Annotated in this window: 13 protein-coding genes; 8 read left to right on the top strand and 5 right to left on the bottom strand. The window is 72.7% G+C overall.

Annotated features, from left to right (window positions below):
• The first annotated feature begins 108 nt into the window (after window positions 1–108).
• The 4 genes from ACK586_RS16980 (at window position 109) to ACK586_RS16995 (ending at window position 3,917) form a co-directional block, all read left to right on the top strand.
• Window positions 109–1,545 (top strand): bifunctional phosphatase PAP2/diacylglycerol kinase family protein, encoded by a 1,437-nt coding sequence (locus ACK586_RS16980; RefSeq protein WP_409331677.1) that lies wholly within the window; start codon window positions 109–111, stop codon window positions 1,543–1,545.
• Window positions 1,546–2,142: 597 nt separating this feature from the next.
• On the top strand, window positions 2,143–2,724 hold the full coding sequence (locus tag ACK586_RS16985; protein ID WP_409331678.1) for a DUF6318 family protein: 582 nt from the start codon (window positions 2,143–2,145) through the stop codon (window positions 2,722–2,724).
• A gap of 452 nt (window positions 2,725–3,176) precedes the next feature.
• Complete coding sequence (locus ACK586_RS16990; RefSeq protein ID WP_409331679.1) at window positions 3,177–3,629, top strand: hypothetical protein; 453 nt, start codon at window positions 3,177–3,179, stop codon at window positions 3,627–3,629.
• 63 nt (window positions 3,630–3,692) lie between these two features.
• A complete protein-coding gene (locus tag ACK586_RS16995) occupies window positions 3,693–3,917 on the top strand; it encodes a helix-turn-helix domain-containing protein (protein ID WP_409331680.1) in 225 nt (74 codons plus the stop codon).
• 13 nt (window positions 3,918–3,930) lie between these two features.
• On the opposite strand, the gene ACK586_RS17000 is transcribed toward ACK586_RS16995, so the two are convergent.
• Entirely contained in the window at window positions 3,931–4,116 is a 186-nt protein-coding gene (locus ACK586_RS17000) for an MYXO-CTERM sorting domain-containing protein (RefSeq protein ID WP_409331681.1), read from the bottom strand.
• 177 nt (window positions 4,117–4,293) lie between these two features.
• Between ACK586_RS17000 and ACK586_RS17005 the strand changes: the two genes are divergently transcribed.
• Window positions 4,294–4,854 (top strand): DoxX family protein, encoded by a 561-nt coding sequence (locus ACK586_RS17005; protein ID WP_409331682.1) that lies wholly within the window; start codon window positions 4,294–4,296, stop codon window positions 4,852–4,854.
• Complete coding sequence (locus tag ACK586_RS17010) at window positions 4,851–5,897, top strand: PHP domain-containing protein (protein ID WP_409331719.1); 1,047 nt, start codon at window positions 4,851–4,853, stop codon at window positions 5,895–5,897. The genes ACK586_RS17005 and ACK586_RS17010 overlap by 4 nt, the downstream gene beginning before the upstream one ends.
• Here ACK586_RS17010 and galE read toward each other — a convergent pair whose 3' ends face one another.
• From galE to ACK586_RS17025, 3 genes are all read right to left on the bottom strand, one after another.
• Window positions 5,898–6,869 carry a UDP-glucose 4-epimerase GalE gene (galE, locus tag ACK586_RS17015; protein ID WP_409331683.1) on the bottom strand — a complete coding sequence of 324 codons (972 nt, stop codon included), beginning with the start codon at window positions 6,867–6,869 and terminating at the stop codon, window positions 5,898–5,900.
• A 479-nt stretch (window positions 6,870–7,348) separates the two neighbouring features.
• The gene (locus ACK586_RS17020) at window positions 7,349–8,596 is read right to left on the bottom strand and encodes an MATE family efflux transporter (RefSeq protein WP_409331684.1); all 1,248 of its coding nucleotides are present in this window, start codon (window positions 8,594–8,596) and stop codon (window positions 7,349–7,351) included.
• Between the two features lie 232 nt (window positions 8,597–8,828).
• Window positions 8,829–10,373, bottom strand: coding sequence for a hypothetical protein (locus ACK586_RS17025; RefSeq protein ID WP_409331685.1), 1,545 nt, complete (start codon window positions 10,371–10,373; stop codon window positions 8,829–8,831).
• 368 nt (window positions 10,374–10,741) lie between these two features.
• Between ACK586_RS17025 and ACK586_RS17030 the strand changes: the two genes are divergently transcribed.
• Window positions 10,742–12,217, top strand: a complete 1,476-nt coding sequence (locus ACK586_RS17030) for a glycoside hydrolase family 26 protein (RefSeq protein ID WP_409331686.1) — start codon at window positions 10,742–10,744, stop codon at window positions 12,215–12,217.
• Between the two features lie 30 nt (window positions 12,218–12,247).
• On the opposite strand, the gene ACK586_RS17035 is transcribed toward ACK586_RS17030, so the two are convergent.
• A complete protein-coding gene (locus tag ACK586_RS17035; protein WP_409331687.1) occupies window positions 12,248–13,378 on the bottom strand; it encodes a glycoside hydrolase family 26 protein in 1,131 nt (376 codons plus the stop codon).
• Window positions 13,379–13,620: 242 nt separating this feature from the next.
• Here ACK586_RS17035 and ACK586_RS17040 point away from each other — a divergent pair, with 242 nt between their 5' ends.
• Window positions 13,621–14,580: a glycosyltransferase family protein gene (locus tag ACK586_RS17040; protein WP_409331688.1), complete on the top strand. Its 960-nt coding sequence runs from the start codon at window positions 13,621–13,623 to the stop codon at window positions 14,578–14,580.
• The last annotated feature ends 5 nt before the right edge of the window (window positions 14,581–14,585 follow it).

Below are 14,585 nucleotides of genomic sequence, written 5' to 3' on the forward strand. Positions count from 1 at the left end.
CCGCGCCCTCAAGCGCCGCCTGGCTCGCATCGTCTTCAACCTGCTTCGACCGACCGACACCGCGGCTGGAACGTGCCTTCCAGCCGCGGCTTGACATAGTAGCAACGCGTGAGGTCACCGCGGCACTGGGACACCCGCCTGCACGCGGCGATCGGCACCCTTCCGGCATCCCCCGCGGACCGGTGGCTGCGCCGGCTGTCGACCGCCGCCGACCACAGCCTGCTCTGGTTCGGCGTCGGCGCGCTCCTGGCCACGCGCAAGGGCGCGCCGCGGCGGGCCGCCATCCGCGGCGCCGGGTCGCTCGTGGTCACCAGCAGCGTGGTGAACGCGCTGCTCAAGCAGGTGTTCGGCCGGCGCCGTCCCGACCTGTCGCTCCTCGGCGAGCACCGGCTGCTGCGGCGAAGCCTGACCACGCACTCCTTCCCCAGCGGGCACGCCGCCTCGGCGGCGGCGTTCGCCACCGGGGTCGCGATGGAGAGCCCGCTCGCCGGCGCGGCGCTGGCCCCCGTGGCCGCGGCGGTCGGCTACTCCCGTGTGCACGTGGGCGTGCACTACCCCGGCGACGTGGTCGCCGGCTTCGCCGTGGGGACGGCGGTGGCCGCAGCCGGGAGGCGGTGGTGGGCGGTCCGGCCACGGACCCCCGCGCGGGTGCGACCGGCCCGCTCGGCGCCCGTCCTCCCCGACGGCGCGGGCCTCGTCGTGGCGGTCAACCCCCGGTCGGGCGCCGAGCACTACGACCCCTCGGCCGAGATCCGGGAGCTCCTGCCGCGGGCCGAGGTGCTGGAGATGTCGGCGGAGCGCGGCGTCGCCGACCTGCTCGGGGAGGCGGCGCGGTCGGGCCGCGCACGGGCGCTGGGCGTGGCCGGCGGCGACGGCTCGGTGGCCGCGGCCGCCGCGGTGGCGGTCGAGCACGGACTCCCGCTCGCCGTCATCCCCGCGGGGACGCTCAACCACTTCGCCCGGGACGTCGGCGTCGAGACCGTGGCGCACGCCGCCGGAGCGGTCACCTCCGGCTCGGCGGTGACGGTCGACGTCGCGTCGGTCAACGGGACGACGTTCCTCAACACCGCCAGCATCGGCAGCTACCCGGAGGTGGTGCGCCGCCGCGACGAGCTGTCCGGCCGGCTGGGCAAGTGGGCGGCCATGACGGTGGCTGCCGCGCAGACCCTGCGGCGCGGGACGCCGGTGTCGCTGCTGCTCGACGGGCGGCGGGTGCGGGTCTGGATCCTGTTCGTGGGCAACTGCGCCTACACCCCGCGCGGCCTCGCGCCCGCCTGGCGGCCGCGGCTGGAGGACGGGCTGCTCGACGTCCAGTACCTGCGCGCCGACATCCCGTTCAGCCGCACGCGGGCGGTGCTGGGCACGCTGCTCGGCGTCTCCGACCGGGTGTCGGGGTACGCCTCGGAGCAGGTGCGCCAGGTCGCGGTCCGCTCGCTGTCGGGCCCGCACGCGCTGGCCTACGACGGCGAGATGGGCGACGCCGCCACCGAGTTCGTGTTCACCAAGGCCGGCTCGCTGACCGTCTACTGCTGCCGGACGACGTAACCCGGCTCCCCTCTTACTGCGTCGTCCGTGCTCTTGCGGCGTTGCAGCACCGCAGGAGCGCGAGGAGGACCGCAAGAGCCGACCCGTTGCGGGTGTTCCCCGCCGGTTGCCGGTCCTGCAGCACCCCCAGCGCACGAACTCGACCCGCGATGGGCCCGATCGGGCGGTCGACGTGGCCCGGGCCCGCTCTCGCGGCGTCGTCCGTGCTCTTGCGGCGTTGCAGCACCGCAGGAGCGCGATGAGGACCGCAAGAGCCGACCCGTTGCGGGTGTCCCCCGCCCGTCGCCGGTCCTGCAGCACCCCCAGCGCACGAACTCCACCCGCAAGGAGCCCGATCCGGCGGTCGACGTGCCCCGGGGCTCGCACTCGCGGTGTTGTCCGGGCTCTTGCGGCGTTGCAGCACGGCAAGAGCACGAGGACGACCGCGAGAGCCAACCCCGTTGCGGGTGTTCCCCGCCCGTTGCCGGTCCTGCAGCACCCCCAGCGCACGAACTCGACCCGCAATGGGCCCGATCGGGCGGTTGTCCACAGCGAGGGCTGCGGTTGGCACCCGCGGCTGGTTAGTGTCCCGACTCCGTGAGGACGGGGAGGTCACGCGTGGCAACCGGGTGGACGGCGCGGACGACGGCGGCGCTCGTGGTGGCCGCGGCGCTGCTCAGCGGGTGCTCGGAGCAGCAGCCGGCCAACGAGACCCTGCCGCAGACGACCGCCGAGCCCTCGCAGACCGCGGAAGCCCTGCCGCCCCTGGGCCCACCCGACTTGCCGATGCCCCCAGAGGCCCGAACGCAGGACGCCGAAGGCGCTGAAGCCTTCGTTCGCTACTACGTCGCCCTCATCAATCGAACCTCAACCATTATGGACGCCGCTCCGATGCGCGAGTTCTCAGACGAGTGCGCAGACTGCGACAGGATCGCGGCCGACACAGAGGAAGATGCTGCCGCGGGATATCGGTACCGGGGCGGCGAGCTGACTATCACCTGGATCCAAGCACTTGAGCCGGACTCAGATGCCGAGGTTGCATTCTTGGCCGATCAAGCAGCCCTTAGTGTCCTCGATGCAGCTGGGCAGCCGGTGCCGGAGTTAACGTTCGAGGCCGTTGATCAGGTGTCTTCGGGAGCGAGTCTTCGCTGGGACAGCGAACTCGCTTCTTGGCTCATCACCGAACTGACCCTCGGATGACGAGCCAGTCAACCCTCGTCAGGATTGCGGCCGCAACCGCTTTCACTCTCGCTTCCGCCACATTTACACCTGCACATGCGGACGATTGCCGGCGCGTGTGCGAGGAACCCCAGGTAGGCATAGGTTCAGGCGCCCTGACCGCAGCATATGTAGCGGTGACCGATGGCGGGGGATTGACCGCGAACAATAGTCCGCCGACTCCGCAACCGTACACATGGCGACTAATCCCACCTTGTGACGCCTGGACCAACAACGACTGCCTAGAGGATTTGGACCAGGCTTGCCAGGCGCCACCAGATCGACTGGTTCGCTTCTTGACCGTTCAGCAGCGGCAATTGGTGCTGCCAGACGGAACGACAGTGGACGGCTTTGTTCTGGATCCACCGCAACCGGCAGGGACGGCCGTCGGCGCGTGGCAGACCTTCACGCGGGGGTGCGTCGACGTCACGGCGTTGAACCCGGCGCCCACGCCGGAGGAGGTGTTCCGCTACTTCGAGCGGCTCCCCCTCCCCCAGCTCCCCACCCTCCAGCAGCCGCCCGGTGACGCGCTCGTCGGCCTGCCGGTCATCTTCTTCACCGACGGCCCGACAACCCAGGGCTACAGCCTCGACATCCGCGGGTTCACGGTCGACATCGTCGCCACGGCCGACGCCTTCACCTGGCGGACCGGTGACGGCACCGACCTCACCACCACCGACCCCGGCGCCCCCTACCCCGACCACACCGTCACCCACGACTACGCGTCGGGCACCTACACCGCCTCGCTCACCACCACCTGGAGCGGCGTCTTCAGCGTCGACGGCGGCGCGAGCGTCGACGTCCCCGGCACCACGACGACCACCGGCCCGCCGGTCACCTTCACCGTCGTCGAGGCCCGCGCCGTCCTCACCGACCCCTACGACTGAGCACACCGCACAGCACGCGCCGACGGGGCACCTCGCCGCGCGCCAGCCCCTACCGTGATCCGCGTGCACCTGTCCGCGGCCGTGGCCTCCGTCATCCGGTCCATGCTCGAGGAGCGTGGCTGGTCAGGGCGGCAACTGGCGCGCGAGACCGGCATCAACCAGGCCAGCGTGGCGCGCAAGCTGCGCGAGGAGAGCCCGTTCGACCTCGACGACCTGCAGGCCGTCGCCCAGGCGATGGGCGTCGAGCTCACCGAGATCGTGCACGCAGCGGCGCGACTGCTGGGCTGACCCGAACCGACCCTCAGGCGCGCCGGCGGGCGAAGCGCCAGGCCAGGATCGCGGCCACCACGGCGGCGAACATCATGCCGACGCCGATCAGCGTGGTCTGCGTCGTCCCGAGCAGCACGAGCACGGCGCCGACGACGACCACGGCGATCATCTCGACGGCCACCACGACCAGCAGCAGTCCCAGCAGCGCCTTCCCCATGCAGGCAGCCTGCCCGCTGCGGGCGCCGTCCGACAGGCCCCCTCACCCCTGGAGGGCAGTCCCCGCTGGGCAGGCGGACGGCCCGTGACGTCACTACGGTCGTGATCACGGGTGTCCGGCCCGCGGACGTGGGCATGAGGACACGGAGACGGTTCGCTCGAAGGAAGAGGTCTGCCCATGTTGGTCCGCCGGATCGCCCGGCCCCTGCTCGCCGCGCCCTTCATCTACGGAGGCATCAGCACGCTGCGCAAGCCGCAGGACCGCGTGCCCGGTGCCGCCCCCGTGGTGGACAAGATCGCCGAGGTGGCCGACGGGCAGTTGCCCGTCGAGGTGCCCAGGGACGTCGAGCAGTGGGTGAAGATCGACGCCGGCGTGAAGGTCGCCGCGGGCTCGCTGCTGGCGCTGGGCAAGCTGCCTCGCCTGTCCGCGCTGGTGCTCTCGGCGTCCATCGTGCCGACCACGCTGGCCGGTCACCGGTTCTGGGAGCACGACGACCCGACCGAGCAGTTCGGCCAGATCTCCAACTTCCTCAAGAACACCGGCCTGCTCGGTGGCCTGATCCTCGCCGCCGTCGACACCGAGGGCCGCCCCTCCGTCGGCTACCGCGCCCGGCGCGCTGCCCAGCGGGCGGCCAAGTCCACCGAGGCCAACTACGAGAAGGCCGCCAAGCGCGCGAGCAAGGCGCACAAGAAGGCGGAGAAGAAGGCCAAGAAGCAGGCGAAGAAGGTCACGAGCTGACCGAGCCACTCCTCCCCGCGGCCGCGCTCCGGAGGATCGCCTTCCTCCTGGAGCGCGCCCGCGAGCCCACGCACCGGGTCGCGGCGTTCCGCACCGCCGCGGCCGTCCTCGACGGCCTGGACGACGGCGAGCTCGACCGGCGGATCCGCACCCGGACGCTCACCGACCTCAAGGGCATCGGCCCCAAGACCGGCGCGGCCATCGTGCAGGCCCACGCCGGCGAGGTCCCGGAGTACCTCCGCACGCTCGAGGAGGCGCACGCCGACCTGGTGGAGCTGGCCGGCGACGTCGCGGAGTACCGCGCCCTGCTGCGCGGCGACCTGCACAGCCACTCGGACTGGTCCGACGGCGGCAGCCCGATCCGCGAGATGGCCGAGGCCGCCATGGGCATCGGCCACGAGTACCTGGCGCTCACCGACCACTCGCCGCGGCTGACCGTCGCCAACGGGCTCACCGCGGCCCGGCTGGAGAAGCAGCTCGACGTCGTCGCCGAGCTCAACGAGGAGCTGGCGCCGTTCCGGATCCTCACCGGCATCGAGGTCGACATCAACCTCGACGGCAGCCTCGACCAGACCGACGAGCTGCTCGGGCGGGTGGACGTCGTCGTCGCCAGCGTGCACTCCGACCTGCGGGCGGAGCGGTCGGCGATGACCGAGCGGATGCTGGCCGCCGTCGCCGATCCGCACACCGACGTCCTCGGGCACTGCACCGGCCGGCTGGTCATCGGCCGCCGGCAGCGCAACGGCACCCAGCGGCCCCGGCCGGAGAGCCAGTTCGACGCCGAGGCGGTGTTCTCGGCCTGCGTCGAGCACGGGACGGCGGTGGAGATCAACTCCCGCCCCGAGCGGCTCGACCCGCCCCGGCGGCTGCTCTCCCTCGCCGTCGAGCTGGGCTGCGAGTTCGCCATCGACACCGACGCGCACGCGCCCGGCCAGCTCGACTGGCAGTCCAACGGCTGCGAGCGGGCGGTGCAGACCGGCGTCCCAGCCGAGCGCGTGATCAACACCTGGACGGCGAACGAGTTGCTCGGCTGGACCGGCTGATCAGCCTCGGCGGGTCCAGCCCTCCCACGCCGAGGCGACCATCTCCTCGACGCCGAACCGCGCCCGCCAGCCGAGTTCGGCGGCCGCCCGGTCGGCGGAGGCGACGACCCGCGGCGGGTCACCGGCGCGGCGCGGCTCGACGACCGGCTCGGCCCACCCCTCGTCCGCGGTGCCGGTGACCGAGCGGATGACCCGCACCATCTCGCGCACCGAGACGCCCTCGCCGCGGCCGATGTTGGCCGTCAGCGCGGTCACCGAGCCCGATCCCAGCGCCTGCGCAGCAGCCACGTGCGCCGAGGCGATGTCCCCGACGTGCACGAAGTCGCGGATGCACGTGCCGTCGGGGGTGTCGTAGTCGTCGCCGAAGACCCGCGGCGGCTGCCGGCGGTCCAGCTGCTCGAAGACCATCGGCACGAGGTTGGACACCCCGCGGTCGGTGAGCTCGGGCGTCGAGGTGCCGGCGACGTTGAAGTAGCGCAGGTTCGCGTAGCGCAGGCCGGTGGCGCGGGCGACCTCGGCGACCATCCACTCGCCGACGATCTTCGACGTCCCGTAGGGGTTCACCGGCCGGCAGTCGACGTCCTCGTCGACGAGATCCAGGTCCGGCGCCCCGTACACGGCGGCGCTGGAGGAGAACACGAACGATCCGACCCGGGCCTCGGTCGCGGCCTCGAGCAGCACCCGAAGGCCTTCCACGTTCTCCCGGTAGTAGTACAGGGGCCGGCGGACCGATTCCTCGACCTGCTTCTTCGCCGCCAGGTGCACGATGCCGCGCACGTCGTGCTCGCGCAGCGTTCGGGCCACCAGGGCGGGGTCGAGCACGCTGCCGGTAACCAGCGGGGTGCCGGGGATGCGCGCCGCGTCGCCGGTGGACAGGTCGTCGAGGACGACGACGTCCTCGCCGGCCGCGCGCATCGCCGCGACGACGTGCGCCCCGATGTAACCGGCCCCGCCGGTGACCAGCCAGCTCATGCCCGCAAGGTAGTGCCCCTCCGGATGCTCACCGCATGACCTCGACGGAGCCTCGACCCGACCGAGAAAAGGTTCGGGCGGGTCACGTCGTCGTCGCCGGCGTGGGGAGGACCCGCTGATCGGGGGCTACCGCCTGAATAGCCGGTATGCCTCCCGCGGTCAGGAGTGCCTCCACATCCGACCAGCTGAGCGTGGGCAGGGATGTGCCGTTCGGCCTGAGAGCGACCGTCGGTGGCAGGACGCGGGTCGGTCCTCACGCCGGGAGACCCGGGCTGTTCTGACGCGAGCGACCGCGAGGGTCTCACCGGCGGAATCCTCCCCGGCCGGGACGGTGCGGCCGTGCGCCGCCTCGCGGGTGGCACGCCCGTCCTGCCCCACGTCGTGACGCGCGCCCTACGGCACGACCGGACCTACGGCCGAGCCCGGTCGCCCGCCTGGGCCAGGACGGCTCGAGGGCCGCCGCCGCCGGTCCTGTCCGGTCAGCCGGCCGCGGCCGGAGCCTCCGGGGCCAGGGACCCGCTGCGGTCGGGCCGGGCCCGCCAGGCCAGGAACACGATGACGGCGCAGCCGATGCCCTGCGCCGCGGCGAGCCCCCACGCGGCCCCCTCGATCCCGAAGATCACGCCACCGCCCACACCCAGCGCGAGCAGCAGCGGCGCCTGCAGCAACGCGATCCTCAGCATGAGGTCGGCCCGCCCCATGGCCATCACCAGGTGGGACGCCCCCAGGGACAGGGCGACGAAGCACTGCATGGTGCCGACCGCGGCCATCACCGCCCGCGCCCCCTGCCAGGAGTCGCCTAGCAGCTCCTCGCCCACGGATGGGGGGATGACCAGCAGGACCGCGACCACGGCCGCGCTCACCGCCAGCGCACCCAGGGACACCAGTGCGGCCGGGCGGCGCAGGGAGCCGGGGCCCGAGCGGGCCAGCCGCCGGGCCAGCAACGGCACCATGAACGCGGTGACCGCTCCGAACAGCACCTGGATCGGACCGAGCACGCTCTGCGCGAAGCGCAGCCCGCCCGTATCGGCGACTCCGACCACCACCACCAGCAGCGACGTGGTGAGGGTCACCGCCCCCATGTTGATCAGGATGCCGGACCCCAGCCGGACGCTGAGACCTGCGTGCGCGCGGAGCCACGCCAGGCTCCGTGCGGCGCCGGACGGCCGGCGGAACTGCCACATCCCCAGGAGCGCCGCCGCCCACGCACCGGCCGCCCAGGCGCCCATGTACCAGACGAGGCTGTCGACACCCGACCAGATGACCAGCGCGATACCGGCGAACTGGACGACGACGCGCAGGCCGTCGTTGACCGTCGCGCGGCGCGCGTCGTTGCTGGCGAAGGCCGCGCTGCGCCAGGCGTCCTGGAGCAGCTGGCCGGGCAGCACGACGGCCAGCATGAGCAGCGCCAACCCCAGATCGCCGCCCAGGACGAGGCCGACGAGCGCGCAGACCACGCCGGAGAGGAGACCCACCCCCGCGGCGCTCGACGCGGCCTGGGCGATGGCCACGTCGCGGTCGGCGGCGGCGGCGGCACTGAACCGGATCGTCAGCGGATCGGTCGTGACCGCCCGCGAGACGGCGATCACCAGGGAGAAGACGAGGAAGGCGTAGGCGAAGGCGCCCCCCACCTGTGCGTCGACGGCGCGGGCCACGGCGATGGTGAGGCCGAAGTTGGCGACGCTCGAGAGCACCTGGGCGGCGATGGTCCAGGCGGCCTGCCGCACGGGCCTGCCCCGCACCTCCGCAGCCGGTGCGGCCGGCGCCGATCCCGCCCGCACGCCGTCCACTCCGCGCGACGGTATCACCGGCCGAGCGGGCGGCGGAGGGTCCGGGACCGCGGACCGACGGAGCGGGTCGTCCCGCCGCCGGCAGCCGCCCGGCACCCGGCACGGCGCCGGGACCCCCTCCTGCCACGCCGCTGCACAGGTGCGTCCTCTCGCTCCCGCAGCCCGACGATCACCCGACCTGCTCGACGAGGGGCCGAGCGACGACCCGGTCTCTTCTGCGCTGGGCGAGCCCGGCCCTGACCCCACGGGTGACCGGGGCCTTGCTGACCCTGGCCAGCGACCACAGCAGGGCAGCGACGAAGCAGAGCCGGTTCGCCGACTCGCGCCCCGCGTCCTCCTCGACCACCCCGCCGTGCAGGACGCTCGCCAGGCCCAGCAGGCCGGCAGCGATCAGGAACGCCACGGCACCGAAGACGTCCCGGTTCAGCGCCTTCTTGCTCCCACCGAGCCGGTAGACGACGTAGACCACCCACATCCCCATGATCTGGCTCATCACCAGGGCCACCCCGAGGACGGTGGGGACGAAGACCACGAAGACGGCGCCGTACTTCAACGCCTGCAGCAGCGGGTAGACGAACATCCGCCGCTCGGTCCTCGTCCGGTTGTAGAGGAAGAACACCGCGCGCAGCACGACGAGCAGCACGGCCCACCCGATGCCGGCCCGGAGCAACTCGTCGGTCCCGAGTTCCCCGAGGAGGACGGCCGCGCCCAGACCGGCAGCCGCGAACGCAGCGGCCCAGATCCACGCCTGGAGCCGGATCGGGTACTCCCGGTACCGCGAGACGTTCGGGTCGAGGACCGGGCGCTCCTCGGACCGCGCGGCGACCATGTCGTTCTCGAAGTAGCCGAGCTCGTAGACCGACATCACCGACAGCAGCAGCAGCGGGGCGATCAGCCCGAAGTGGAGGAGGCTCGTCAGGTCGTAGCTGACGGCGATGGCGATGACGAGAGCGTCCACCAGGAGGAACTGGTCCAGCGCGTACCAGGGCGAGAGCTTGACCCGCGCCGTGTAGCGCATCGGGATGTAGAGACGCTCGCGGGCGAGCATCCGCTCCCCCTGTGGCGGGACCAGGAGACCCGAGCGGCACGCCCCGAGCAGGTCGGCGTCGTCCAGCGAGTCGGAGACGAAGACGGCCCGGGCCACCCCGCCCGCGCCGACGCCCTCGACCGCCGCCGCCGTCTTGCCACCGGCGAACCAGGACGGTCGAGGAAGCAGCGGCGTCGCCAGCAGTCCGGCGGACTCGTACTCGCTCCCTCTCACCAGTCCGCTGATCACGAACGCCATGCCGAAGGAGATGATCGTCAGCCGCGACCGGTCGACGTCGGCGAAGAGAGCGGAGATCTCGGTGGCGCGGTGCCGCTCGAAGAGGGCAGGCGCCGACCGGCGCCACCGGAACACGTTCCAGGGCGTCAGGACGACGATCAGGACGACGCACAGGTAGTCGCGGACGCGGAAGCCGCGACCACGGGGGACCAGCCGCCAGGGCAGGCAGCCGCGCACCAGGAAGTCGATGACGGCGACCACCGGGGACGGTCGGCAACTGGAGATGAAGAGCTCGGTGCTGTTCCCGGCGAAGAGCGTGTGGTCGAAGTCGACGAGGACGGGCGCGTCCGGCTCGGCGATCCGTCGCCGGACCGCGTCGACGGTGACCGGCTCCTGCCGCCGGACGTCGAGGAAGTCCGGCTCGACCTGCTCGATGGTGTACTCGGACATACCTCGGATTCCCGGCGGTCAGCCCCGTGACCTGCGCTGTAGGGCGAGGCGCGCCCCTGCTGACGGGCGCTGAGCCGGCGTCCCGCGCAGCGCCAGCGCCCTCCTCGCCCGTCGAAGCATAGAGGCCGACGGTGCACCTGGGGCGCGCGCGTCCCACGGGACGAGAACCGCGACGATGCGGACGGGCACACGGAGCCGGTCGCGGGCGACCACCCGCGCCGGGTCGGTGAGGACCCGGGACGAATGCGCGCCGGGTTCACCCGGACGGGGCAGAGCGGCTGTCGCCACCGCCCGAGGCTGCCTAGCGTCCGGACGACCGGCGCGGAAGCCCGCCGCCGATCGGTGTCCGACTACCGGAGTGGGAGCACGTGTCCGACCGACCGCACGACACCCGCATCCTGCAGGCCACCGAGCGGTTGCGAGCCCGTCTCGCGACCCGCCGACGCGCCCCGGAGCGGTGGCGCGGCGGGCCTCCCTGGTGGCCGGTCGCGCTCGTGGTCGCGCTGCTGCTGATCACCGCGGGGGTCGTCGTCCTGGTCCCGGGCGACGGCGGACCCGCGAACGAGGAGCGGCCTCTCCCCACCGCCCCGACGGACGACGCGACCGGTCCGGACGCCACCCCCGGGGACCCGGCTCCCCAGCCGGCCTGTCGCTCCGGCGCCCTGGTCCAGGTGCACGCGCCGGCCCCGGACGCGCAGCTGCGCCCCGGGCACGTGCTGGTCACCGGGACGACGGCCGACCCCGACCGCTCCCTGCGCTGGACCGTGTCCCGTGCACCCGCCGGCACGCAGGTCACCTCGGGGTTCGTGCAGCCGAGCGATCTCGGTGCCGGCAGCGCCTGGTCGACGGTCGTCGAGCTCGCGCCCGGCGCCTACGAATTCACCGTCTCGCTGGTGGGGGACGGCTCGGTCGCCGACCCCTGCGCGACGGCCGGGACCTCCTTCTCCCTGGCGGGATCGGTGACGGGCCCCACCTGGAGGTCCGGCGCTTCCGGGAACGAGGTGCCCACCGGGGAGTTCGCGGCCTGGCGTGGGACCGATCTGCCCATCGCCGGGGCCTGGGCGGACAGCAACCAGGGGCAGCTGGCGCTGTGGCAGGTCCGGCCCGACGGTCAGTACGGCGGCTGGACGGCCGACCTCGACTACGCCATCGGCGCGATCGAGCGCCACGAGAGCTGGGCCGCGGCCGCCCGGGGGGCCTACGACGCCCGGTGGACACGGTCGCTGCAGGAGCTCGCGAGGTCGTGGGAGGGGCGGCCCGGCACCCTCTACCTGCGCCTCGCGCACGAGTTCAACGGGACGTGGTTCCCCTGGAGCGTGACGGCCGGCGAGTCCGCCGACTTCGTCGCCGCGTGGCAGCGGTTCCGCGCACTCCAGCTCACCTGGTTCCCGGCCGCCCGGCTGGTGTTCACCCCTAACTACGAGACGCCGGCCGAGCAGCGCCTCGACTGGCGCACGTTCTTCCCGGGCCCCGAGTACGTCGACGTCATCTCGATCCCCTACTTCAACGCCTGGCCCTACGTCGACACGCCGGAGGAGTTCTGGCAACGCGCCTTCGCCGTCGACAGCTTCGGCGCCCCGTCGGGGATCCACCGCCACCTGGAGTTCGCCCGCAGCGTCGGTCTTCCCCTCGCCGTCAGCGAGTGGGGTCCGCACGCGCGGTTCGGTGACGCCGGCGTGTACGTGGAGGAGATGAACCAGTACTTCCGCATCACCGCCGGGGACGGTCCCGGGCAGTTGCTCTACGAGATCCTGTTCAACGTGCCGATCGACGGCAACGCGTTCGCTCTCATGCCGGCGACCCGGTCGCCGATCGCCGCGGACCGGTACCGAGAGCTGTGGTGACCCGTGGGGACCTGCCGCCCCCGCGCTCGCTCAGCCACCGAACAGTTCGAGGTAGCGCTCGGTCGACCGGGGGAACTCGCCACCCATCAGCCGATGGCTTCCCTGGCTGTTGTCGTCCTCGAAGTAGGCCTGGTAGCCGACCGCGTTGGCCGGGTCGGCGATGAAGCGGGCCATCTGCTCGATGTAGAAGGGGTTGTCGCCGCCTCCGGTCCCGTCGAAGCGTTCCCAGACGCCCCATTCGGGCAGGGAGAGGAGCTTGCCCCGCGAGGCGGCGAACTCGCTCCAGAAGCGGAGGCCGCGGTCTCCGCCGTAGACGACGTCGTCCCACGCCCGCTGGTGGTAGTCCTGGGCGCAGTCCCCCGTGCAGCCGGACGGGACCGGGTAGACCGAACCCGCCACGTCGTAGGCGTCGACGCCGACGTAGTCGACGTAGTCGTCGCCGGGGTAGAAGTCCACCGGGTCCATGCCGCGCGAGTTCCCGTTGTTGACGTTCCAGTCGAACTGGAACGCCTGGCCCGGGACCGAGCGCATCGCGTCCACGATGCGCTGGAAATAGCGGATCCAGGTCTCCGCGTCCGTCGTGTACCAGGGCCAGGACTCGAGGTTGAACTCCCAACCCACGCGCAGGACGGAGTCCTCGAGCCCGTACGCCACCATCCGCTCCCCCAGCGTCCGGAAGTACTCGTCGTACTCCCCGCGCGCGCCGGCCTCGATGCTGACCCCGTCCACCTCCTCGGGGAGCATCGCCAGGCCCATCACGAGCCGCCGACCCGCCTGCTGCCACTCCTCCAGGAGGTAGTCGGGGGCGGAGATGTCGAACCAGTTGGCCCTCGCCGGGATGTCGACGACGAGGTCGAGGGGGCGACCGAGCCACGCCTCGTACGCCTCCACCTCCTCGGCGTTGGTGCTGCGGAAGACCCCGACCATGGCGCCCTCCCATCCCGGGCGGGGCGGCCCCGCCTCGGACGTGCCACCCGGGCCGTCCTCGGAAGGGTCGTCCCGGCCGACGACCAGCCAGGCGACGAGCGCGGCGACGACCAGGACCGCGGCAGCCAGCACCCATCCCCGGCGCCGCGGGCTGCCCGCCCCCCCGGCCCGCCGCGCGGTCCCGGGAGCGGCGTCCGGCCGCTGCGTCGACGAGTCGTTGCCTGCCTGAACCACGCCGTCTCCTCGACTTCCTCCGGTACCCGGCCCGCGCACGTCACGCTGATCCCGATCAGCCCCAGGCGTATGCAGGGTGCTCTACAGGCCGAACGCCGTGGCGCGCCCTTCCGTGCCATGGACGAGCTGTCGCCCGCGAGGGTGAACCCCGCGTCATCAAAGGGTCAACAGAGGGTAATTTACCTGCTAGGACCACGTGTGGTGTCGCCCTTCCGGGCGACCCTGGACCGAACGGAGCGCCGGTGCCCGAGAATCTGCACGGCAGGAGCGTCGATGTGGAGCTCGTCGTGGTCGGCTACCGCAGCCGCCCGCAGGTGGCGGCGCTGCTCGCGGGCCTGCCGCCGGACCTGCCGGTGGCGGTCGTCGACAACTCCGACGGCAGCGACGGCCTGGAGGATCTCCTCCGCGGTCGGCCGCACGCACGCTACCTGTCGGGCGGCGGGATCGGCTTCGGGCAGGCGGCCACCGCGGGTGTGCGGTCGTCGTCGGCCGACGTCGTCGTCTTCGTCAACCCCGACGTCCGCCCGACGGCCGCAGACATCGCCACGCTCGTGAGCGACGTGGTGGACGATCCGCGGTGCGCGGCGAGCGCCGCCGTCCTGGTCGAAGGCGAGGACCGGATGCAGATCGGGATCGGGGGCTGGGAACCGACCGTGCGCCGCGCCGCAGTCCACGCCCTCGGGCTGCACAAGATCTGGCGCTCGGCCGGCCTCTTCGCCCGGCCCCGCCGCGGCGAGCAGTTGACCGTGGACTGGGTGAGCGGCGCCTGCATGGCGGTCCGGCGGACCACCTTCCTCGAGTTGGGGGGCTTCGACCCCGACTTCTTCGTCTACAACGAGGACATGGCGTTCGGGCGCGCCTGCCGGGAGCGCGGGCTGCGGCAACGGCTCCGGACCGACGTCGTGGTCCCGGGAACGAGCGGGGGCTCCGGCGCACCGTCCCTGGAGATGATGCGCCTGCGAGGCGCCTCGATGACCCGGTACCTGCGGAAGTACTCCTCCACCCCCACGGCCGCAGCCACCGCCGCGCTGCTCGCGGTCGGCTACTCCGTTCGCGCCCTCGCGGTCAGGCTGCGCGGGGATGTCGCCCGGTCACGGGAGCACACGTGCTACGTGCGCGGCCTCCTGACCGGGCGGGCCACTGTCGGCGGCCGCGTGGTGACGGAGGGGCGACCGCGTCCACACGAGCCCGCGGCGGCCTGACCGCG

Source organism: Trujillonella humicola, from assembly GCF_046233715.1.
GTDB classification, from domain to species: Bacteria; Actinomycetota; Actinomycetes; order Mycobacteriales; family Geodermatophilaceae; genus Trujillonella; species Trujillonella humicola.

Coding starts and splice junctions, on each gene's coding strand:
- ACK586_RS17000 (WP_409331681.1), bottom strand. CDS start 4,116: ATGGGGAAGGCGCTGCTGGGACTGCTGCTGGTCGTGGTGGCCGTCGAG.
- ACK586_RS17005 (WP_409331682.1), top strand. CDS start 4,294: ATGTTGGTCCGCCGGATCGCCCGGCCCCTGCTCGCCGCGCCCTTCATC.
- ACK586_RS17025 (WP_409331685.1), bottom strand. CDS start 10,373: ATGTCCGAGTACACCATCGAGCAGGTCGAGCCGGACTTCCTCGACGTC.
- galE (WP_409331683.1), bottom strand. CDS start 6,869: ATGAGCTGGCTGGTCACCGGCGGGGCCGGTTACATCGGGGCGCACGTC.